This is a genomic window from Micromonospora sp. ANENR4, from assembly GCF_015354395.1.
GTDB lineage: Bacteria > Actinomycetota > Actinomycetes > Mycobacteriales > Micromonosporaceae > Micromonospora > Micromonospora aurantiaca.
On record NZ_JADKYQ010000002.1, the window covers coordinates 365,482 to 385,682 of the forward strand.

Genomic DNA, 20,201 nt, shown 5'->3' on the forward strand with positions numbered 1-20,201 from the left:
CGGCCAGGTCAGGGCCGGGACAAGACGGCAGGTGCCAGGGTCGGCGACCGCACCGCCGCCAGCCCCGAGCCTAGGCAGCCGCGGTCCACGGCGGACAGAGCCGATCGTCGCTGCGTCCCGTCCCGCGGGCATTTGATCATGTCGATCAGGTTGATTGACGCTCGTCACAGCCGGAAGCTAGTTTCCGGTCCATCGCCCGGGCCGGTGCCGCCGACCGCGTCACGCCCGGGGCTGCCGACCATGGAGGATCGATGCCGACCCCGAAGAGATGGCACGTCATAGCTTCCGCCGTCACGCTGCTGATCGCCGCCACCCCGGCGGTCACGGCGAGCGCCGGCCCGACCGGGAACGACCGCGCCGGGCACGGGCGCGCCGGGCACGGGCGCGCCGAGTGGGCCGGGACCTGGGCCGCCGCGGTGACCCGCGGGAACACAGTGGGCCTGACCAACACCGGCCTGAACAACCAGAGCATCCGGATGACCGTGCAGACCTCGGTGGGCGGCCCGCGCCTGCGGGTGCGGCTGACCAACCTGTACGGCGAGCAGGCCGTCCAGGTCGGCCGCGCCACCATCGCCCGGCCGAACACCGCCACCCCGGACGACCTGTCCGACATCGTCGGGTCGAGCGTCCGCCAGCTGACGTTCTCCGGCGCCGGCTCGGCGACCATCAACAAGGGCGCCGAACTGCTCAGCGACCCGGTGGCCTTCCCGGTGGCCGAGCAGGAGGACCTGGTCGTCACCCTGTACTTCCCGGTGCTCACCGGGCCGGTCACGTTCCACGGCCAGTCCCGGGTCACCAACTTCATCGGCGCCACCGACCTCACCTCGGCGGCCGAGGGCACCGGCTTCACCATCCGGCCCAACTGCTGCTGGATGTTCCTGTCCGGCATCGACGTGGAACGCAAGGCCACGCCCGGCTCGGTGGTGGTGCTGGGTGACTCCATCAGCGACGGCAACGGCAGCACCGTCAACGCCGACCAGCGCTGGTCCGACCTGCTGGCCAAGCGGCTGATCGACGCCCGCCCGGAGCCGCGTACGCCGGGTGTGCTCAACCTCAGCCTGGCCGGCAACCGGCTCAACCACGAGGGCACCGAGCCCGGCGCGGACAACTTCCCCGGCTACTACGAGCTGGGCCCGAACGCGCTGGCCCGGCTCAACGAGGACGTGTTCCCGCAGACCGGGGTGCGGACCGTCATCACCCACCTGGGCATCAACGACATCTGGATGAACGGCGACAGCCCCGAGGCGATCATCGCCGCGCTGCGCCAGCTCAACCGGCAGGTCCAGGCGCGGGGCCTGACCAGCATCGCCGGCACGCTCATGCCGTACGAGGGCAACGGCGGGCCGGGCGTGTGGACCCCGGAGAAGGACGCCACCCGCCAGGCGGTGAACACCTGGCTGCGCGGGCCCGGCCGGGCCGAGTTCGACGGCATCGTCGACTTCGACGCGGTGATGCGGGATCCGGCCCAGCCGAGTCGGCTGCTGCCGGCGTACGACTCGGGTGACCACATCCACCCGAACGACACGGGCGCCGCGGTCATGGCCAACGCCGTACCACTGAAGCTGCTCGGACTGTGACACCGGGCGGGGGCGGCGGTCGACACGACGCCGCCCCCGCCACCGTTTTCCTGGGGAGGAAGAGACAGTGGACGTCAGCGAGATCCTGACCGGCCTGTACAGCGAGCAGGGCCGGCAGAACCCCTATCCCTTCTACGCGGCCCTGCACGAGCACGGGCCGATAAACGCCGTGCCGGCCCGGGCCGAGCACAGCACCGTGAGCGCGGTCGCCGGCGGGTACGACGTGGTGGACCAGATCCTGCGCGATCCCGGCTGGTACAAGGGCTTCCCGCCCGGCTGGGAGGAGCAGGAGATCCTGCGCACGTTCCTCACCTCGATGATGTTCGTCAACCCGCCGGACCACACCCGGATGCGCGCGGTGTTCGCCAAGACGTTCACCCCGCGCCGCCTCGGCGCGCTGGAGCCGGTGATCGAGCGGATCGTCGCCGAACGCCTGGACCACCTGGCCGAGGCGGGCGCGGGCGGGCACGAGGTGGACTTCGTGGCCGACTTCGCGTACCCGGTCCCGGCGCTGGTGATGGCCGAGTTCATCGGCCTGCCCGCGGCCGACCTGACCTGGTACCGGCAGCGGGTCGACTGGATCGACGAGTACATGGACGTGTCCGGCAAGACGCCGGAGCGGCTGGCTCGGGCCAACCAGGCCGCCGAGGAACTGCGCGTCTACTACCGGGACCTGATCGCCCACCGCCGCCGCACGCCCGGCCACGACCTGATCAGCGGGCTGGTCGAGGTGCTCGACGCGGGTGGCGTCGACCTCACCGAGGAGGAGTTGATCAGCAACCTGATCGTGCTGTTCAACGCCAGCTTCGTCACCACCGTCTACATGTTCAGCAACGGTCTGCCGCTGCTGCTTGACCACCCGGACGTCACCGCCGCGCTGCCAGGCGACGACGAGCTGGCGCGCGGCTGCGTGGAGGAGGTGCTGCGGATGGAGAGTCCGGTGCACTTCCTGGCCCGCTCCGCGCCGGCCGGCGTCGACCTCGGCGGCGTGCCGATCAGCCGCGACGACAACGTGCTGCTGCTCATCGCCGCCGCCAATCGCGACCCGGCCCGGTTCCCCGACCCGGACCGCTTCGATCCGCACCGCGCCGGCCCGCCGTCGCTGGCCTTCGGCGTCGGGCTGCACTTCTGCCTCGGCTCGGCGGTGTCCCGGCTGGAGGGCCGCCTGGCGCTGCCGCGCCTGTTCGCGCGTTTTCCCCGGCTCGCCGTCACCCAGCCCTACACGTACAGCGGGAGCCTGTTCCTGCGTGGAATCGACAAACTCTTCGTCACCACCGGGGAGGCCGGATGACACTCGATCCGCAGGTGGTCGCGTGGCGGGCCGCGCGCGCCGCCGCCGGCACCGTGCCGCTCTACACCCAGACCCTGGCCGAGGCCCGCGCCGCCGACCTCGCCGCGATCCGCGCCGGGTCCGGCGCGGTCGAGCCGGTCGCCGAGGTACGCGACACGACGGTGCCCGGCCCGGCCGGGCCGCTGCCGGTGCGGATCCACCGGCCGGACGGTGACGGTCCGCTGCCCACGCTCGTCTACTTCTTCGGTGGCGGCTGGACGCTCGGCAGTGTCGACACGGCCGACGGGATCTGCCGGCGGCTGGTCAACCTGGCCACCGTCCAGACCGTGACCGTCGGCTACCGGCTCGCCCCGGAGCACCCGTTCCCGGCGGCGGTGGAGGACTGCCACGCCGCGCTGCGGCACCTCGCCGCGCATGCCGCCGAGTTCCGTGTCGACGCCGACCGGCTGGCGGTGGGCGGGGACAGCGCGGGCGGGAACCTGGCCGCCGCGGTGACGCTGCTGGCGCGCGCCGACGGCGGTCCCCGGCTCGCCGCCCAGCTGCTCGTCTACCCGAACACCGACCAGCGGCCCGGGCACCGGCCGGGCGACGACGAGGACCCGATGCTGTTCAACAGGCACTCGGTCGGCTGGTACCGCGGCCACTACCTCGTCGACCCCGGCGACGCCGCCCACCCGCTCGCGTCGCCGCTGCTCGCCGAGGACCTGTCCGGCCTGCCCCCGGCGTTCGTGGTCACCGCCGGGCACGATCCGCTACGCGACGAGGGCCTGCGGTACGCCGAGCGGCTGCGCGAGTCCGGTGTGCCCACCGAGACGGACGACTACCCGGGCATGGTGCACGGGTTCTTCGCCATGCCCGGCGTGTTCGGCGCCGGACGGCAGGCCCAGGAGCGGGCCGCCGCCTTCCTGCGCCGCGTGTTCGGGCTCGACCCGGCGCACGTGGCGACGGGTGCCGATCATGGCTGACCCGGCGGACGGGTTCGTGTCGCCGGCCAGCCTGGCCGAGTTCGCCGCGCTCGCCCGGGCGGTCCTGCCGGCCGACGTGTGGGACTTCGTCGACGGCGGCAGCGGCACCGAGACCGCCCTGGCGGCGAACCGGGCCGCGCTGGACCGGGTGGCGGTGCTGCCCCGGATGCTGGCCGGGGTGGACGACCCGTCCACCGAGGCGGTGCTGCCCGGCGGCCGGGCCGCGTTGCCGGTGGCTGTCGCACCGATGGCGTACCAGCGGCTGCTGCACCCCGACGGCGAGCCGGCGCTCGCGGCGGCGGCCCGGACGGCGGGCGTGCCGTACGTGGCGAGCACGCTGTCCAGCACGCCGATCGAGGAGATCGCGGCGACCGGCGCGACGGTGTGGTTCCAGCTCTACTGGCTGCGCGACCGGGCGCTGGTGGCCGACCTGCTCGACCGGGCGGAGGCGGCCGGCTGCGCGGCGGTGATGGTGACTGTGGACGTGCCGGTGCTCGGGCGGCGCCTGCGCGACGCCCGCAACGGGTTCGCGCTGCCGCCGCACGTCACCGCCGCGAACCTGCCCGGCGGCCGGGACGACCTGGCGCACCAGGGCACCCCCGGCGTCTCGGCGGTGGCGGTGCACACCGGCGCGGTGTTCGCCCCGGCGCTGAGCTGGGCGGACCTGGAGTGGTTGCGGGAGCGTACCCGGGTGCCGTTGCTCGTCAAGGGCATCCTGGACCCGCGCGACGCGGTCCGCGCGGCGGACGCCGGCGTCGACGCCGTGGTGGTTTCCAACCACGGCGGACGGCAGCTCGACGCCGCCCCGGCCAGCGCGGCAGTGCTGCCCGAGGTGGTCGAGGCGGTCGACGAGCGGTGCGAGGTGCTGCTGGACAGCGGCGTCCGCGGCGGCGTCGACGTGCTGCGCGCGCTGGCGCTCGGCGCGGACGGCGTGCTGCTGGGCCGGCCACTGCTCTGGGCGCTCGCGGCGGGCGGCCGGGCCGGCGCCGAGGCGGCACTGGCGCTGCTCGCGGCGGAGCTGCGTGACGCCCTCATCCTCAGCGGCTGCCCCGACCCGGCCTCGGCCCGGCGGCTGCGTACCCGGATCGGAGGCTGACGTGGAACCCGTCGACCTGGCCGTCTCGGCGCTGCACGGCAGCGTCGGCGACCCGGCGCTGAACTCGATGAACTTCCTCAACGAGGTGGCCCAGCACTACCCGGACGCGGTGTCGCTGGCGGCCGGGCGGCCGTACGAGGAGTTCTTCGACTCCGCGCTGCTGCACACGCACCTGGACCGCTTCCGCCGCCACCTCGCCGAGGACGTCGGGCTGGACCGGGCCGGCGTGGACCGGACGCTGTTGCAGTACGGGCGCACCAAGGGGATCGTGCACCACCTGATCGCCCGGCACCTCGCCGTGGACGAGGGCCTCGCCGTCGACCCGGAGTCGATGGTGGTGACGGTCGGCTGCCAGGAGGCGATGTTCCTGGTGCTGCGCGCCCTGCGGACCGGTCCGGCCGACGTGCTGTTCGCGGTGGCGCCCACGTACGTCGGGCTCACCGGCGCGGCCCGCCTGGTCGACCTGCCGGTGCGCCCGGTGGGCGGCGGACCCGGCGGCGTCGACCTGGCCGACCTGCGCGCCGGGGTGCGCCGGGCCCGCGCGGAGGGGCTGCGGCCCCGGGGCTGCTACGTGATGCCCGACTTCGCCAACCCGTCCGGCGTCAGCATGGACACCGCGCAGCGGCGGCGGCTGCTGGAGCTGGCCGCCGAGGAGGACCTGCTGCTGATCGAGGACAACCCGTACGGCCTGTTCCCGGCCGACGGCACCGAGCGGCGGCCCACCCTGAAGGCGCTCGACACCGCGCGGCGGGTGGTCTACCTCGGGTCGTTTGCCAAGACCGTGCTGCCAGGCGCCCGGGTCGGCTACGTGGTCGCCGACCAACGGGTGGGGGAGGCGGACGGCACCGTGGTCCCGTTCGCCGACCATCTCGCGAAGATCAAGAGCATGGTCACCGTGAACACGTCGCCGATCAGCCAGGCGGTGATCGGCGGCGCGCTGCTGGCGCACGACTGCTCGCTGGTGGCCGCGAACGTGCGGGAGCGGGCCGCGTACGCCCGCAACCTGCGCCATCTGGCCGACGGCCTGGCCCGGCGCTTCCCGGCCGGCGGGCCGGTCACCTGGACGGTGCCGGCGGGCGGATTCTTCGTGGTGGTGAGCGTGCCGTTCGCTGTCGACGACGCGCTGCTGCACCGTTCGGCCCGCGAGTACGGCGTGCTCTGGACGCCGATGGCGCACTTCTACGACGCGGGCACACCGGTCAACGCGCTACGGCTGTCGGTGAGCGCCGTCACACCGGAGTCGATCGATGTCGGCCTGGACCGGCTGGCCGCGCTGGTCACGGACACCATGAACGGCGATGCGACGCCGGAGTGTCAGGGTTCCGGCACAGTGCGTGTTTCCTGATGCCGTTCGTCTGTTGATAATGGACGAATGGTTGCCTGGGAGTACGCGTTGCTCGTTCGTCGGTATCAGGGTCAGGGTCGCAATTTCCACGTCTCGTTCGTGTGGTACGGCCCGGACGGGTCACGCACCGACGTGACCGCGTACGGCGACACCGCGATCGCGCACCTCAACCGGGTCGGCCGGGAGGGCTGGGAGCTGGTCTCCGCCGCCGAGGACGTGAACAACGTGCAGGGCAGCACCGAGGTCCACCGCTACCACCTGAAGCGCCCGCTGCGCTGACCCCGTTCACACCGGCGCCCCGGGAGACTCGTTCTCCCGGGGCGCCGCCGTCGTGTCGGCCGGGCTCAGCCCAGGTCCACGGCGGGGTAGAGCGGGAACGGCGTGAGCAGGTCGGCGGCCTGCTTGCCGACGGACTCGGCGACGGCCGGGTCCAGCACGTACTTCGCCTTCGACGGTGCGCCGTCCGGGCCGGTGCCGGGCGTGGTCTGGCTGAGCACGGTGTGGATCAGCTCGGCGGTGGCGTCCATCTCCGTGGCGCCGAGGCCCCGGGTGGTGAGCGCCGGGGTGCCGATGCGGATGCCGGAGGTGTACCACGCGCCGTTCGGGTCCTGCGGCACCGAGTTGCGGTTGGTGACGATGCCCGAGTCCAGCAGCGCCTGCTCGGCCTGCCGGCCGGTCAGGCCGTACCCGGACACGTCGATGAGCACCAGGTGGTTGTCGGTGCCGCCGGTGACAAGCGTCGCGCCCCGGCGCAGCAACCCGTCGGCGAGCGCCTGCGCGTTGTCCACGATCCGCTGGGCGTAGTCGGCGAAGTCGGGGCGGCGCGCCTCGGCCAGCGCGACCGCCTTGGCGGCCATCACGTGCGGCAGCGGCCCGCCGAGCACCATCGGGCAGCCCCGGTCGACCTGGTCGGCCAGCTCCGGCCCGCAGAGGACCATGCCGCCGCGCGGGCCGCGCAGCGACTTGTGCGTGGTGGTGGTGACGATGTGGGCGTGCGGCACCGGGTCGAAGTCGCCGGTGAAGACCTTGCCGGCGACCAGCCCGGCGAAGTGGGCCATGTCGACCATGAAGGTGGCGCCGACCGAGTCGGCGATCTCCCGCATGATCCGGAAGTTGACCTTCCGCGGGTACGCGGAGTAACCGGCGACCAGGATCAGCGGCTTGAACTCGCGGGCCGCCTCGGCCACCCGGTCGTAGTCGATCAGGCCGGTGGCCGGGTCGGTGCCGTAGCTGCGCTGGTCGAACATCTTGCCGGAGATGTTCGGCCGGAAACCGTGGGTGAGGTGCCCGCCGGCGTCGAGCGACATGCCGAGCATCCGCTGGTTGCCCAGCTCACGGCGCAGCGCGAACCAGTCCGCCTCGGTCAGGTCGTTGACCTGCCGCGCCTGCGCCTTGCGGAGCGCGGGGGACTCGACCCGGTCGGCCAGGATCGCCCAGAACGCGACCAGGTTGGCGTCGATGCCCGAGTGCGGCTGCACGTACGCGTGCGACGCGCCGAACAGCTCCCGGGCGTGCTCGGCGGCGAGCGCCTCGACGGTGTCGACGTTCTGGCAGCCGGCGTAGAACCGGCGCCCGACCGTGCCCTCGGCGTACTTGTCGCTGAACCAGTTGCCCATCGCCAGCAGCGTCGCCGGCGACGCGTAGTTCTCGCTGGCGATGAGCTTGAGCGACTCGCGCTGGTCGGCCAGTTCCGCGGCGATGGCGTCGGCCACGCGCGGCTCGACGCCGCGGACGACCTCCAGCGCGCTGCGGAAGGCGGTGGACTCGGCGTTGCGCGACATGCGACCTCCAGGTGACGTGCGGAAGGCCCAGGCGCTCGGCATGCGTCCTCATGACGAGGCCGCTCCCCGATGGTGCTCCATCTCCACGCGCCAGTCACGGCCCGTGCCGATCCTACCGGCCCGGCCGGGACCTGCGGGGTTGGGCCGCCCGTCCCGGGGCACACCGTGGGGGAGGGCCGGCCCCGGCCCGGCCCGGGGGAGAGGAGGCACGACCATGACCACACCGAGCACCGGACGGCCGCTCGCCGTGGTGACCGGCGCGTCCAGCGGCATCGGGTACGAGCTTGCGGTCCAGTTCGTCGAGCACGGCTACGACGTGGTGGTCGCCGCCGAGGACGCGGCGATCGAGCGCGCGGCCGGTGACCTGCGGCGCGACGGCGGCCCGGAGGTGTACCCGGTCCGGGTGGACCTGGCTACGCCCGAGGGCGTCACCCGGCTGGCCGGCGAGGTGACCGGCCTGGGCCGGCCGGTCGACGCGCTGGCGCTCAACGCCGGGCGCGGCGAGGGCGGCGACTTCGTCGGCGGCACCGACCTGGCCGACGAGCTCACCGTGATCGACCTGAACGTCCGATCGACCGTGCACCTGGCGAAGCTGCTGCTGCCGGACATGGTCCGCCGGGGCGCCGGGCGGGTGCTGTTCACCTCGTCCATCGCCGCCACCATGCCCGGGGCGTACCAGGCGGTCTACAACGCCTCGAAGTCGTTCGTGCAGTCCTTCGCCGAGGGGGTGCGCAACGAGCTGAAGGACACCGGCGTCACGGTCACCTCGCTGATGCCGGGCCCGACCGACACCGAGTTCTTCGACCGTGCCGACATGACCGACACCCGGGTCGGCCAGGGGCCCAAGGACGACCCCCGGAAGGTGGCCGAGGACGCGTTCGAGGCGCTGATGAAGGGGGAGCACAAGGTCGCGGCCGGCTCGTTGGTCAACAAGATCCAGGTGGCGGCCGGGAAGATCGTTCCGGATCGGCTGAAGGCCGAGCAGCACCGCAAGATGGCCGAGCCCGGCTCCGGCGACTGACCCCACCATGCGAGCGGGACCGCCCCTTCGCCGAGGGGCGGTCCCGCTCGCGTAACGCGGCCGGTGTCAGGCGACCACGGCGTCCAGCGACTTCTTCAGCGCCTTCGGGGCGGTCGGCGTCTTCGGCGCCTTCGGGCGCAGGTCGAGCATCCGCCGGCCGATCTCCTGGAGCCGGTTACGGCCGAGCGCCTCGCGGACCTTCGGGAACCACTCCTGCTCCTCCTCCTCGATGTGGTGCAGCACGTTCTCGATCAGCACCGTCGTCTTGGCGTTGTACCGCTCGTCGCCGGCGTCCATCGTGAACAGCTCGAAGCAGAGCACGTCCGCGACGTGGTGCTCCTCGTACGACTCCAGGACGTCGTCCTCGACGTCGGGCACCAGTTCGCGGACCTCCGGGTACATCACCTCGTTCTCGAGGTAGGTGTGCACCGTGAGGGCTTCGAGGATCTGCCCGACGATCTTCCCGCGCTTGCTCGCCGGTCCCTCCTCGGCCTCCTGGAAGGCCTTGAACAGGCGGCGGATCTCCTTGTGGTCCTCCTTGAGCAGGACGATCGCATCGGTGGACACCGGTTACCTCCTAAGTCGGCTGACGGTGCCCCCCTACCCGGCGCCCCACCAGGACAAACAGGCCGGGCCCGGCGTGATCGCCGGGCCCGGTCCACGCGGATACCGGTTACTTCACCGCGTTGTACGCGTCCACGACGCCGGCGCCGTAGAACCCGTTGCGGTTCCCGCCGGAGCAGGTCGCGTCGTACGCGTTCGGGCCCGCCGGGATCAGCGGAACGGGGTTGTAGACGCCCGACGGGCAGGACTTCGCGACCGCCGTGCGCTCCAGGAACGAGGCCAGCTGGCCCGGCGTCATGCCCGGGTGCGCGGACAGCGCCAGCGCCGCGACGCCGGTAGCGTGCGGGCTGGACATCGAGGTGCCCTGCTTGTAGCCCCACCCGTTGGTGCGGGTGGCGGTGTTGAAGGTGGTGGACAGGATGCCGTCGGCGGACGTCGAGCGGGCGCCCTGGGTCCGGAACCGGGTGTCGCCACCCGGCGCGGTCACGTCGATCACGCCCTGGCCGTACGAGGAGTAGTAGCTCTTCTCCCCGGTCGGGCCGACGGCCGCGACGGTCACCACGCCCGGCGCCTCGGCCGGCAGGTCGAGGCAGGCGTTGGTGAGGTTCTCGCGCTCCTCCGGCGTGCCGTTGTTCGGGCTGCCGGTGTCGGTGATCTTGTGGGCGAGGTCGTAGTTCGAGTTACCGGCCGACGCGACGTGCAGCACGCCCTGGGACTGCGAGTAGCGCAGGGCCCGCTGCACGGCCTTCCACACCGGGCGCTGACGCGCGTCGTTGCGGCAGTTCAGCTCCCACGGGTCGATGTAGTAGCTGTTGTTGGTCAGCTGCATGCCGTGCTCGGCGGCCCACATGAACCCGCAGACCGCGGCCTCCGGGAAGATGTAGCCGTCGTCGTTCACCACCTTGACGGCGGCGACCTTCACGCCCGGCGCGACACCGGTGACACCGACGCCGTTGACGGCGGCGGCGATGGTGCCGGCCACGTGCGTGCCGTGGTCGCTGGTGGTGGGGTTCCACGCGGCCTCGGCGGTGTTCGGGACGCCGCCCACACAGGAGGCGCTCTTGTCCTTGGCGATCTGGGTCGCCAGGTCCGGGTGGCTGCTGGAGACGCCGCTGTCCAGCACACCCACCACGACCGACGGGCTGCCGCCGGTCACGGCGTGCGCCTGCGGGACGCGGATCTGGGGCATGTCCCACTGCAGGTTGTAGAGCGGCTCGGCGGTCGGGTCGCCGGTGGCCGCGGCGACGGCGGCGGCCGGCACCTCGACCGTCTCGCCCTCGTCCAGGGCGGTGCCCAGGCCGGCGGTGGAGGCGACCGACTCGACGCCGGCGCCCGCCACCCGGGTGGCGAAGTCCGGGGCGGACGAGCGCACGACCAGCACACCGATCTTGTCGTACGCGGCCACCACGGTGCCGTCGGCGGCCGCCACGCGGGCGGCGGCCTTGGCGGTGCTGTTGCCCTGCGGGGCGAGCACGATGTAAGAGGTTTCCGGTCCGACGGCCGCGGCCGGTGCCGTGGCGCCGATGAGGGCGAGCCCGGCGCCGAGCGTCACTGCCGACGCCGCGGCGAGTGTCTTGCGACGGAGGTTGTTCACACAGACTCCCAGGGGTTCGTGCGGGTGGACCGCACCCCTGAGCGGGCTGCGGTCCGGGCGGAGGCACGGCGAAGTACCGGCCTCGCCCGGACCAGCGCCACCGCCTCCCGGGGTGTTACACGTGGTGGGAGCCCGGTGAAGTGGATCGTCAGACGGTGGCGATCGTGCAGGGGATCTCGTCGAGCAGTTCCCGGGCGAGGAAGCCGATCCGCCCGTACCGGGGGACCAGCCGTTGCCCGCTCACCGCGTGCGCGAACGCCGCCCAGCAGGCCGCCTGCGCCGGGTCGGCGCCCCGGGAGAGCAGACCCGCGAGCAGTCCGGCCCGCACGTCGCCACTGCCCGAGGTGCCCAGTCCGGCGTCTCCGCTCTCCTCCCGCCAGGCTCGGCCGTCCGGCGTCGCGATGTGCCCGTACAGCGAGACGACCGCGTCGTACCGGCCGGCCAGTTCCACCGCCTCGGCGTCCAGGTCGTCGCCCGGATCGCGGCCCAGCAGGTGCCGCGCCTCGGTCAGGTTGGGAGTGAGCACCGCCTTGCGGCCGGACCCGGCCAGCAAATCCGGCGCGTGGCTGAGCGCGCCGAGCGCGTACGCGTCGAGCACCAGCGCGGTCTCCCGGCCGGCCGCGTCCAGGACCAGGCGCAGCAGCTCCCCGGTGGCCTCGATGTCCGTCAGGCCGGGTCCGACCGCCACCACGTCGGCCTCGGTGACCAGGCCGCGGAGCAGGTCGCCCGGGTCGCCGCGGACCGCGCCGTCGCCGGTCTCCGGCAGGCCGATCACGAGCGCCTCGGGCACCTGGATGCTCAGCGACGCCGCAGTCGACTCGGCCGCGGCGAGCTGGAGCACGCCGGCGCCGGCCCGCAGCGCTGCCACCCCGGCCAGCAGCACCGCGCCGGGGGTGAACCGGGAGCCGCCGACCACCAGCACGGTGCCGCGCGCCTCCTTGCCGCCGGTGGGCACCGGCAGCGCCCAGTCCCGCAGCAGCGCGGGGGTGATCACGTCAGACCGGCTCGGCATTGACCTCGTCCTCCCTGGTGGGCTTCGCCCCCTGCCGGTGCAGGTGGGCGACGTCGTTGAACACCTCCGGCACGAGCCGGCCGGCGTCGTCGGCGTGCCAGGCGGTGACCGAGCAGTTGGCGATCACGTGCTCGCGGGTCAGCGCCATCAGCTCCGCTTCGGTGAGCCCCTCCACCAGGTAGCGCAGCAGGAAGACCAGCGCGTCGTGGCCGAACAGCAGCACCCGGCCCCCCTCGTGGTCGCGGCGCAGGTCGCCGAGCAGCGCCCGCAGCCGCAGCGCCACATCGGTCCAGGACTCGCCGCCGGGCGGGCGGTAGTAGAACTTGCCGAGGCGGGTACGCCGCTGCGCCTCCTCCGGGTAGCGCCGGGTCACGCCGTGGCCGGTGAGCCCGTCGAGGACGCCCAGCTCCCGGTCGCGCAGCCGCTCGTCGACGCTCGCCGGGATCCCGGTGCCGTCGAGCGCCAGCTCGGCCGTGCGCACCGCACGCAGGTACGGCGACACCACCGCCACGTCCGGCCGCCTCGACTCCGGCAGCCCGGCCAGCCAGCGGGCGGTCGCCCGCGCCTGCTCCTCGCCGGTCGGCGACAGCGGCACGTCCGCGTCCCGGTGGCTGAGGTCGATCAGCTCGGCGCCGGACGTCTCGGCCGCCGTGGCCGCCACGTTCGCCGTGCTCTCGCCGTGCCGGACGATCCAGAGCGATCCCAACTCCGCCATGCGGCTCCCGGTACCCGGGCTCGACCGGGGATAACCGTGCCGGACCGGCCCGGCGCGGGACTACGCCGCCGTGCATCGACCCGGCACAATGTCCCACGACGCGGGACGGACGGCTCGGGTCCGAGGGAGGCGCACATGGCGACTGTGGTGCGGGGTCTGCGGGAGGCGCTGGTGCTCTTCCTGATCGCCGCCGTGGTGATCGCGGCGGCGGTCGGCATCTGGGTGGCGGTCGGCGGCGGCGACTTCACGCACCGGCTGGGCGTGGCGTTCATGATCGTCGGCGCCGTGATCGGGATGACCGGCGACCTCACGCTGAGCCGCATCGGCATGCTGCCGGCCCGTTCGACCTTCGGTCTGGCGCCCGAGCGGGAGGACGGCGGCGGCGGGCGGGTGCTCACCGGCGTCGGCATCTTCCTGTTCGTCTCGGTGCCGCTGATCGTCGTCGGTGCGCTGCTGATCACCTGAGCACGTGACGGCCGTCGCCGGACCGATCAGTCCCCCGGCGAACCGGGACTCACGAGGCCCGTCTCGTAGGCGACCACCACCGCCTGGACCCGGTCGCGCAGACGGAGCTTGGCGAGGATGCGGGCGACGTGGGTCTTCACCGTCGCCTCGGACAGGTGCAGCGCCGCCGCCAGCTCGGCGTTGCTCAGGCCGCCGGCCAGCAGGCGCAGGACCTCCGTCTCGCGACGGGTCAGCGTGGCCAGGTCGCGGTGCACCGCCGCCGTCTCCGGGTCGCGGCGGGCGAAGCGCCGCACCAGCCGGCGGGTGATGGCCGGCGCGAGCAGCGCGTCACCGTCCTGCACCATGCGTACGGCCGCGACCAGGTGTTCCGCGTCACGTCCTTGAGCAGGAAGCCGCTCGCCCCGGCGGCGAGCGCGGCGTAGACGTACTGATCCAGGTCGAACGTGGTGAGGATGATGATCCGGGGCGCCGCGACGGCCCCGGTGAGGATGCGGCGGGTGGCCTCGAGACCGTCGAGCTCGGGCATGCGCACGTCCATGAGCACCACGTCGGGCCGGGTACGGCGGACCGCGTCCACCGCCTCCGCGCCCGTCGCCGCCTCGGCCACCACGTCCACCCCACCGGCCGTGAGGATCATGCGGAACCCGGTACGGACCAGTGCCTGGTCGTCGGCGACCACCACTCGTACCGTCATGGCGCCTCCCACGGGATCAGTGCCTCGACGTGGTAGCCGGCGCCCGGCCGGGCGCCGGCGCGCAACGTCCCACCGTAGACGGCGAGGCGCTCCCGCAGCCCGATCAGGCCGCGCCCGCCCGAGACCCCGATGGCGGCCGGGACGCCGGGCTCGGTGTTGCCGACCTCGATCCGCAGGCTATCCGGCGAGTACTCGACGACGACGGTGCCCGCGGCGCCGGGCGCGTGCCGGACCATGTTCGTCAGCGCCTCCTGCACCACGCGGTAGGCGGTCAGCCCGACACCGGAGATGACCGGCCGGCGCTCGCCGGAGATGGTCAGCCGTACCGGCACGCCGGCGTCACGCACGCGTTCGATCAGCTCGGGCAGGCCCTCGATCCCGGGCTGCGGGTCCTCCGGGTCGTCCGGTTCGGAATCCGCCAGCAGGCCCATGACGTGCCGCGGCTCGGTGAGCGCGGACCGGCCGGTCGACTCGACGGCGAGCAGCGCCTCCCGCGCCTGATCCGGGGCGGCGGCGAGCACCGTCCGGGCGGCGCCGGCCTGGATGACCATCACGCTGACGTGGTGCGTCACGACGTCGTGCAGTTCCCGGGCGATGCGGGCCCGTTCACCGGCGACCGCGTCGCGCAGCGCCTGCTCGTGGGCGCGGGCCTCGGCGGTGAGCCGCCGCCGGTCCTCACCCGCCCGTCGCCGCCACACGTGGTGGCCGCCCGCGGCGGCCACCAGCGGGGCCAGCACGACGAACGGCAGGTTGGCCGCGGGCACCGTGACCGGCATCAGCTCCCGCAGCCCCAGGGCGAGCAGCGCCACCGCCGGGACCGATGCCAGCACCGGCAGCCGGTACGGGCTGTGCGCCGCCGCGCTGTAGACGGCGACGAGGCAGGTCAGCACCACGCACGGGTACAGGGCCGGCTGCCGCTCCCCGTCGGTCACCAGCACCAGTGACGCGGCGGCCGTCGTCGCCCAGAGCACCGCGAGCGGATACCGGCGGCGCAGCACCAGCGGCGCGCACATGACGAAGACCAGCAGCAGTGCCCCGAGCGTCGACCCGGGCTGCGCCGGCTGCGTCTCCGGCGGGACCGCCAACGGCGGCAGCGGCAGTGGCGGCGGCAACGGCGGGGGCGGGACGCCGACGTCGTCGGTGGCGGCCTGGAAGCACACCAGCCCGAGCACCCCCGCCAGCGCCGCGTCGAGCAGCAGCGCGCGCCAGCCCGGCCGCGGCAGCGGCCCGGTCGCCACGATGCCTCTCACGCGTCCATTCTCGCCGCCGGTGCCCGGCCGGGGCATCGGCCCCGGTGTGCAGTGCGACTACATCGCAGGGATGACCCCGGGCGAAGATCCACCTCCGGCGGTACGGCGATGCGTCGCCGGACCGATGCCCGGCCCCCGGATCCGCCCCTAACGTCACGGCGTCCAGTAGACCGGCCCGACCCGACCGCAAGGGGCGACACATGACCGATCCGGTGATCGACGTACGCGGGGTGACCCGCCGCTACGGCGAAGGACCGCCCGCGCTGCACGACGTGTCGCTGACCGTCCGGCCCGGCGAGTGCGTGGCGGTACTCGGCCCCTCCGGCAGCGGGAAGTCCACACTGCTCAACCTGCTCGCCGCGCTCGACCGGCCGGACGCCGGCACGGTGACCGTCGCGGGCACCCGGCTGGACAAGCTCGGCGAGGCCGCGTCGGCCCGGTTCCGGCGCGCGCACGTGGGACTGGTCTTCCAGTTCTTCAACCTGCTCGACGACCTGACCGTGCTGGACAACGTCCTGCTGCCCGCCCAACTGGCCGGCGCGCCGGCCCGCGCGGCGCGCGAACACGCGGCCTCCCTGCTGGACTCGCTCGGCATCGCCCGGCACGCGCACGCGTACCCGGGACGCCTCTCCGGGGGTGAGCGCCAGCGCGTCGCCGTCGCCCGCGCCCTGGTCAACCGGCCCACGCTCCTGCTGGCCGACGAGCCGACCGGCGCGCTGGACACCGCGTCCGGTGAGGACGTCCGGCGCCTGCTCGACGACCTGCGCCGCAGCGGCCAGACCATCGTGCTCCGGCTCGATGCTCGGCTCGGTGATCCACGCCGCGGTGACCGCCGCCTGCCTGTGGGGGCTGCCGGGCGTCCGCACCCACCTGGTCGCCTTCGACACCGACGTGGTCGACCTGACCTCCGACGTGGACGACCCGGTGGAGCTGCTGATGAAGGTGCAGCTCGGCGGCGGCACCGACATCGCCCGCGCGGTCGCGTACGGCGCGCAGCTCGTGGAGAACCCGCGCCGGACGATCGTCGCGCTGGTGTCCGACTTCTACGAGGGCGGCGACGCCGGACGTCTGGTCCGGTCGGTGAAGCAGCTCGTGGAGCAGGGCACGCACGTGCTCGCGCTGGCCGCGCTGGACGAGGAGGCCGACCCGGCGTACGACCGGGCCACCGCCCAGCGGCTGGCCGACGTGGGCGCTGCGGTAGGCGCGATGACGCCGGGCGAGCTGGCCGCCTTCGTGGCCGAGCACGTGGGCCGGTAGGGGGACCGGATGACCCGTGACGACCTGATCGCGCTCACCCCGGACGTGCTGGCCGCGCTGAGCAACAGGGGCCTGGTGAAGCGCGCCACGAAGGAGGTCGACGCCGGTGAGCGGCCGATGCTCACCGAGGACGCCGACGGTGCGGTGTGTGCCGCGTACCCGGACGGGGTGACTGTGACGCTGCCCGGGGGCGGCGGCCTCGCGGCCGGGATCTGCTCCTGCCCGGCGCCCGGCGTGTGCCGGCACCTGCTCGCCGTCGTGCTGACCTACCAGCGCACGCACGCCGCCGCCCCGGACCGCGAGGCCGCGCCGGGCCGGGTTGCGGCGCCGGCCCGGGAGGACGCCACAGCCGGGAGCGAGCCGTGGCGGTGGTCGCCGGGCGACGTCACCGACGAGGAACTGGCCGCTGCGATCGGCGCGCCGGCGCTCACCGCCGCGCGACGGCGGCTGCGGCGCGGCTACGCCGCCGTGGTCCACCGGCCGGACGCCGCCGACCCGGTGCCGCGCGTGGAGCTGCCCACCGGCACTGTGCGCTTCCTGGTGCCGCGCCAGATCGGGTACGCGCGCGGCGACGCGGCCGACGACGGCGGCGAGGCGATCGCCCTCGCCGTGTGGGCGTGCCGGACGGCCGACCGGGAGCAGCCGGACCGGCCCGAGGCGCAGGTACGAGTCGGCGGAACCGCCACCGTGACGGAGCATCCGGCGCTGGACGCGGCGGTGGCGTTGGCCGCCGACGTGCTGCTGACCGGGGCCACGCACCTGGGTTCCGGCGTGGACGCCCGGCTCGCGGCGGTCCGGCGTGACCTCGACGCGGCCGGTCTGCGCTGGCCGCTGCTGGCGGTGGACGACCTGGCCGGGCAGCTGGAGGCGTACGCCGCGCGCGGCGCCCGGTACCGGCCGGAGACCCTCGCCGACCTGCTCGCCGAGTTGCCCGCCCGGCGGCGCGCGGTGGTGAACGCGGGTGCCACTCCGGCGGAGCGGGTACTCGGCACCCACGAGCCGGCGGAGACGCCGCTGCGGCGGGTACGGCTGACCGGCCTCGGCGCCCGCGTCCGCGAAAGCGGCGGCGAGGTGGGCGTGGACGTGGTGCTCGCCCACCCGGCGGCCGTCTCCGTGCTGGTGCTGCACCGCGCCTATCCCGCCGGCGACGACGGCCCGCCCACCGGCCACGAGCTGGCCGGACGGCGCGTCACCGGCGCCACGCTCGGCGCGCTGGCCACCGGCAACGTGGTCTCCGAGTCGGCGGTGCGCAGCGCCGCGCACCGGCTCCGGATCGCCGCCGGCCGGCTGGCCCGCACCACTGTCACCCCCGGCGCGGGGGAGTGGTCCGGCCTGCCGCCCGGCCTGCTCACCCGCGACCCGGACGCGCTCGCCGCCGAGCTGGCCGGGCGGCCACCCCGGCCGCTGCGGTCCCCGCACCGCCGCCGAGTCGGTGCGGGTCCTCGCGCTCGGCGAGGTGCGCGCCATCGGGTACGCGGCCGGCGAGCAGCGCCTGCACGCCACGGTGACCGGGGCCGACGGCGGCACGGCGACGATCACCGCCACCCACCACGCCGCCGTCCCTGGTGCACTCGACGCGCTCGCGGCGGCGCTGGACGGCACGCACGGGCCGCCGCGCTACGTCAGCGGGACGGTGCGCCGGGGCGCCGACGGACTCGTCGTCGAGCCGCTGGCGGTGGTCGCCGACGCGGTGGTCGTACCCGATCTGGCACCCGGGGTGGGCGACGGCCGGCTGGCCGGCGCGGTCGACACCCGGCCCGACCCGGTCGCCGCGGCGCTGGGTGCGGCGTCGGCGCTGCTCGCGCAGGCGGCGCACACCGGCCTGCGGCACCTGCCGGCCGGCTTCCCGGAGCGGCTGCGCGCGACGGCGGCCGGGCTCGCCGCAGTCGGCCTGGATCGCTGCGGCGCGGCAGTGGCGGGCCTGGCCGGTGCGCTCGGCGCCGACCCGGGCGAACCGGCGGGACGGGCCTGGGTGGACGCCTGGATCCGGCTGTCGGTGACGGCGGAGTCCCGGTGAGCCGGTCCCCACGGCCGCGCCGGGTCGCTACGGTGTGACGGTGGCGACCACGGCGGCGCAGGAGATCCAGGTGGGGAAGCGGCTGGTCCGCGTCTCCAGCCCCGACAAGCCCTACTTCCCGGAGCGCGGGCTGACCAAGCTGGACGTGATCAGCTACTTCCTGTCCGTCGGCGACGGCATCCTGCGCGCGCTGCGGGACCGGCCGACCATGCTGGAACGCTGGCCGCGCGGCGTGTTCGAGGGCGCCAAGGTGGCCACCCGGCAGACGAACAAGGGTGACGCGTTCTACCAGAAGCGGCTCCCGGCCGGCGCGCCCGACTGGGTCCGTACCGCGCACATCACGTTCCCCAGTGGGCGTACCGCCGACGAGGTCGCCCCGAGCGAGCTGGCCGTGGTGATCTGGGCGGCGAACCTGGGCACGCTGCGGTTCCATCCGTGGCCGGTGTCGAAGGACGACGTGGAGCACCCCGACCAGCTGCGCATCGACCTCGACCCGATGCCCGGTGTCGACTTCGCGCAGGTGGTGCCGGTGGCGCACGAGGTACGCGCGTTCCTGTCCGAGCTGGGCCTGGAGGGCTTCCCGAAGACCACCGGCGGGCGCGGCATCCACGTCTACGTCTCGATCGAGCCGCGCTGGAGCTTCGGCGAGTGCCGGCGGGCGGTGCTGGCGCTGGGCCGGGAGATGCAGCGCCGCCTGCCCGACCTGGTCACCACCACGTGGTGGCGCGACCAGCGGGACCGGCCGGTCTTCGTCGACTACAACCAGATGGCCCGCGACCACACCATGACCTCGGCGTACTCGATCCGGCCGACCCCGGCGGCGCTGGTCTCGGCGCCGCTGGAGTGGGCCGAGCTGGACGACGCCCGGCCGGAGGACTTCGACGTGCTCAGCATGCCCGAGCGGTTCGCCGGGCGGGGCGACCCGCACGCCGGGCTGGACGGGCGGCGGTACTCGCTGGACGCGCTGCTGGAGCGGGCCGACGCCGAAGGGCTGGAGTCGCCGCCGGAGCGCTGACCGGTCAGTCCCAGGGGCTCTGCGTGCCGTCGAACTCCTCGAACACCAGCCAGGTACGTGTGGACAGCACGCCGGCGATGCTCTGCACCCGGTCCAGCACCACGTCCCGCAACGTCGCGTTGTCGGGTGCCCGGACCAGGGCGAGGACGTCGTGCTCGCCGCTGAGCAGCGCCGCGTGCTCGATGTAGCGCACCCGGGCCAGCTCGGCGGAGACCTCCCGCCAGGTGTTCTGCTCGATGGTCAACGCGATGTACGCCGACGTGCCCAGCCCGGCCGGCTCCGGTGCGACCCGCGCGGTGAACCCGGTCAGCACGCCGTCGCGCAGCAGCCGCTCCACCCGGGCGTACGCGTTGGTGCGGGAGACGTGCACCCGTTCGGCGAGCGTACGGATGGACGTGCGGGCGTCGCGGACCAGTTCGCGGAGGATCCGCCGGTCCACCTCGTCCAGCGGCCCGGCCGAACGTCCCGTTCCGCCCGCCGCGCCCGGTGTGGCGCCGGTCTCCTGGCTCATCTCAGCCGCCCTCCTGTGCCATTCGTCCCGC

The 20,201-nt window shown here is 74.2% G+C and carries 16 protein-coding genes, 4 pseudogenes and 1 riboswitch; of the genes and pseudogenes, 12 read left to right on the forward strand and 8 right to left on the reverse strand.

Annotated features, from left to right (window positions below; genetic code table 11):
* The first annotated feature begins 251 nt into the window (after positions 1-251).
* The 6 genes from IRY44_RS04875 to IRY44_RS04900 all read left to right on the forward strand — a co-directional run bounded on the left by IRY44_RS04875 (position 252) and on the right by IRY44_RS04900 (position 6,553).
* On the forward strand, positions 252-1,577 hold the full coding sequence (locus IRY44_RS04875; protein WP_228531453.1) for an SGNH/GDSL hydrolase family protein: 1,326 nt from the start codon (positions 252-254) through the stop codon (positions 1,575-1,577).
* 67 nt (positions 1,578-1,644) lie between these two features.
* Positions 1,645-2,868 carry a cytochrome P450 gene (locus tag IRY44_RS04880; RefSeq protein ID WP_194799267.1) on the forward strand — a complete coding sequence of 408 codons (1,224 nt, stop codon included), beginning with the start codon at positions 1,645-1,647 and terminating at the stop codon, positions 2,866-2,868.
* Positions 2,865-3,833: an alpha/beta hydrolase gene (locus IRY44_RS04885; RefSeq protein ID WP_194799268.1), complete on the forward strand. Its 969-nt coding sequence runs from the start codon at positions 2,865-2,867 to the stop codon at positions 3,831-3,833. Before IRY44_RS04880 ends, IRY44_RS04885 begins: the two co-directional genes overlap by 4 nt.
* Entirely contained in the window at positions 3,826-4,929 is a 1,104-nt protein-coding gene (locus IRY44_RS04890; RefSeq protein WP_194799269.1) for an alpha-hydroxy acid oxidase, read from the forward strand. The genes IRY44_RS04885 and IRY44_RS04890 overlap by 8 nt, the downstream gene beginning before the upstream one ends.
* Position 4,930: 1 nt before the next feature.
* Positions 4,931-6,274: a PLP-dependent aminotransferase family protein gene (locus IRY44_RS04895; protein ID WP_194799270.1), complete on the forward strand. Its 1,344-nt coding sequence runs from the start codon at positions 4,931-4,933 to the stop codon at positions 6,272-6,274.
* Positions 6,275-6,301: 27 nt separating this feature from the next.
* Positions 6,302-6,553 (forward strand): hypothetical protein, encoded by a 252-nt coding sequence (locus tag IRY44_RS04900; RefSeq protein WP_013286617.1) that lies wholly within the window; start codon positions 6,302-6,304, stop codon positions 6,551-6,553.
* A gap of 65 nt (positions 6,554-6,618) precedes the next feature.
* Here IRY44_RS04900 and IRY44_RS04905 read toward each other — a convergent pair whose 3' ends face one another.
* Positions 6,619-8,055 carry a glycine hydroxymethyltransferase gene (locus tag IRY44_RS04905; RefSeq protein WP_194799271.1) on the reverse strand — a complete coding sequence of 479 codons (1,437 nt, stop codon included), beginning with the start codon at positions 8,053-8,055 and terminating at the stop codon, positions 6,619-6,621.
* Positions 8,056-8,073: 18 nt separating this feature from the next.
* Positions 8,074-8,163, reverse strand: a riboswitch (ZMP/ZTP riboswitch).
* Between the two features lie 106 nt (positions 8,164-8,269).
* Between IRY44_RS04905 and IRY44_RS04910 the strand changes: the two genes are divergently transcribed.
* On the forward strand, positions 8,270-9,076 hold the full coding sequence (locus IRY44_RS04910; protein WP_194799272.1) for an SDR family oxidoreductase: 807 nt from the start codon (positions 8,270-8,272) through the stop codon (positions 9,074-9,076).
* A gap of 66 nt (positions 9,077-9,142) precedes the next feature.
* On the opposite strand, the gene IRY44_RS04915 is transcribed toward IRY44_RS04910, so the two are convergent.
* The 4 genes from IRY44_RS04915 to IRY44_RS04930 form a co-directional block, all read right to left on the reverse strand.
* Positions 9,143-9,643, reverse strand: a complete 501-nt coding sequence (locus IRY44_RS04915) for a hemerythrin domain-containing protein (RefSeq protein ID WP_194799273.1) — start codon at positions 9,641-9,643, stop codon at positions 9,143-9,145.
* A 106-nt stretch (positions 9,644-9,749) separates the two neighbouring features.
* Positions 9,750-11,234: a S8 family serine peptidase gene (locus IRY44_RS04920; protein ID WP_194799274.1), complete on the reverse strand. Its 1,485-nt coding sequence runs from the start codon at positions 11,232-11,234 to the stop codon at positions 9,750-9,752.
* A 148-nt stretch (positions 11,235-11,382) separates the two neighbouring features.
* Positions 11,383-12,246: an NAD(P)H-hydrate dehydratase gene (locus IRY44_RS04925; RefSeq protein WP_194799275.1), complete on the reverse strand. Its 864-nt coding sequence runs from the start codon at positions 12,244-12,246 to the stop codon at positions 11,383-11,385.
* Positions 12,230-12,961 carry a histidine phosphatase family protein gene (locus tag IRY44_RS04930; RefSeq protein ID WP_194799276.1) on the reverse strand — a complete coding sequence of 244 codons (732 nt, stop codon included), beginning with the start codon at positions 12,959-12,961 and terminating at the stop codon, positions 12,230-12,232. Before IRY44_RS04930 ends, IRY44_RS04925 begins: the two co-directional genes overlap by 17 nt.
* Positions 12,962-13,096: 135 nt before the next feature.
* Here IRY44_RS04930 and IRY44_RS04935 point away from each other — a divergent pair, with 135 nt between their 5' ends.
* Entirely contained in the window at positions 13,097-13,426 is a 330-nt protein-coding gene (locus tag IRY44_RS04935) for a hypothetical protein (protein ID WP_135240406.1), read from the forward strand.
* Positions 13,427-13,452: 26 nt separating this feature from the next.
* Here the strand turns inward: IRY44_RS04935 and IRY44_RS04940 are convergent.
* Together IRY44_RS04940 and IRY44_RS04945 are read right to left on the reverse strand one after the other, a co-directional pair.
* Positions 13,453-14,120: pseudogene (locus IRY44_RS04940) on the reverse strand (response regulator).
* Positions 14,117-15,370, reverse strand: a complete 1,254-nt coding sequence (locus IRY44_RS04945) for a sensor histidine kinase (RefSeq protein ID WP_370584855.1) — start codon at positions 15,368-15,370, stop codon at positions 14,117-14,119. The pseudogene IRY44_RS04940 and the gene IRY44_RS04945 overlap by 4 nt, the downstream one beginning before the upstream one ends.
* 200 nt (positions 15,371-15,570) lie before the next feature.
* Here IRY44_RS04945 and IRY44_RS04950 point away from each other — a divergent pair.
* From IRY44_RS04950 to IRY44_RS04965, 4 genes and pseudogenes are all read left to right on the forward strand, one after another.
* Positions 15,571-16,161, forward strand: a pseudogene (locus IRY44_RS04950) (ABC transporter ATP-binding protein); the annotation flags it as partial.
* A pseudogene (locus IRY44_RS04955) lies at positions 16,160-16,627 on the forward strand (VWA domain-containing protein); the annotation flags it as partial. The pseudogenes IRY44_RS04950 and IRY44_RS04955, both read left to right, overlap by 2 nt.
* A gap of 9 nt (positions 16,628-16,636) precedes the next feature.
* Positions 16,637-18,644 (forward strand): annotated as a pseudogene (locus tag IRY44_RS04960) (hypothetical protein).
* Positions 18,645-18,678: 34 nt separating this feature from the next.
* Entirely contained in the window at positions 18,679-19,659 is a 981-nt protein-coding gene (locus IRY44_RS04965) for a DNA polymerase domain-containing protein (RefSeq protein WP_194799278.1), read from the forward strand.
* Positions 19,660-19,663: 4 nt separating this feature from the next.
* Here the strand turns inward: IRY44_RS04965 and IRY44_RS04970 are convergent, their stop codons facing one another.
* A complete protein-coding gene (locus IRY44_RS04970) occupies positions 19,664-20,170 on the reverse strand; it encodes an Lrp/AsnC family transcriptional regulator (RefSeq protein ID WP_013286599.1) in 507 nt (168 codons plus the stop codon).
* Positions 20,171-20,201: the final 31 nt, after the last annotated feature.

Bases quoted from the DNA above. Each gene is read 5' to 3' on its own strand.
- IRY44_RS04925 (WP_194799275.1), bottom strand. From the start codon at position 12,246: ATGCCGAGCCGGTCTGACGTGATCACCCCCGCGCTGCTGCGGGACTGG.
- IRY44_RS04910 (WP_194799272.1), top strand. From the start codon at position 8,270: ATGACCACACCGAGCACCGGACGGCCGCTCGCCGTGGTGACCGGCGCG.
- IRY44_RS04885 (WP_194799268.1), top strand. From the start codon at position 2,865: ATGACACTCGATCCGCAGGTGGTCGCGTGGCGGGCCGCGCGCGCCGCC.
- IRY44_RS04875 (WP_228531453.1), top strand. From the start codon at position 252: ATGCCGACCCCGAAGAGATGGCACGTCATAGCTTCCGCCGTCACGCTG.
- IRY44_RS04890 (WP_194799269.1), top strand. From the start codon at position 3,826: ATGGCTGACCCGGCGGACGGGTTCGTGTCGCCGGCCAGCCTGGCCGAG.
- IRY44_RS04905 (WP_194799271.1), bottom strand. From the start codon at position 8,055: ATGTCGCGCAACGCCGAGTCCACCGCCTTCCGCAGCGCGCTGGAGGTC.
- IRY44_RS04970 (WP_013286599.1), bottom strand. From the start codon at position 20,170: ATGAGCCAGGAGACCGGCGCCACACCGGGCGCGGCGGGCGGAACGGGA.
- IRY44_RS04900 (WP_013286617.1), top strand. From the start codon at position 6,302: ATGGTTGCCTGGGAGTACGCGTTGCTCGTTCGTCGGTATCAGGGTCAG.
- IRY44_RS04935 (WP_135240406.1), top strand. From the start codon at position 13,097: ATGGCGACTGTGGTGCGGGGTCTGCGGGAGGCGCTGGTGCTCTTCCTG.
- IRY44_RS04930 (WP_194799276.1), bottom strand. From the start codon at position 12,961: ATGGCGGAGTTGGGATCGCTCTGGATCGTCCGGCACGGCGAGAGCACG.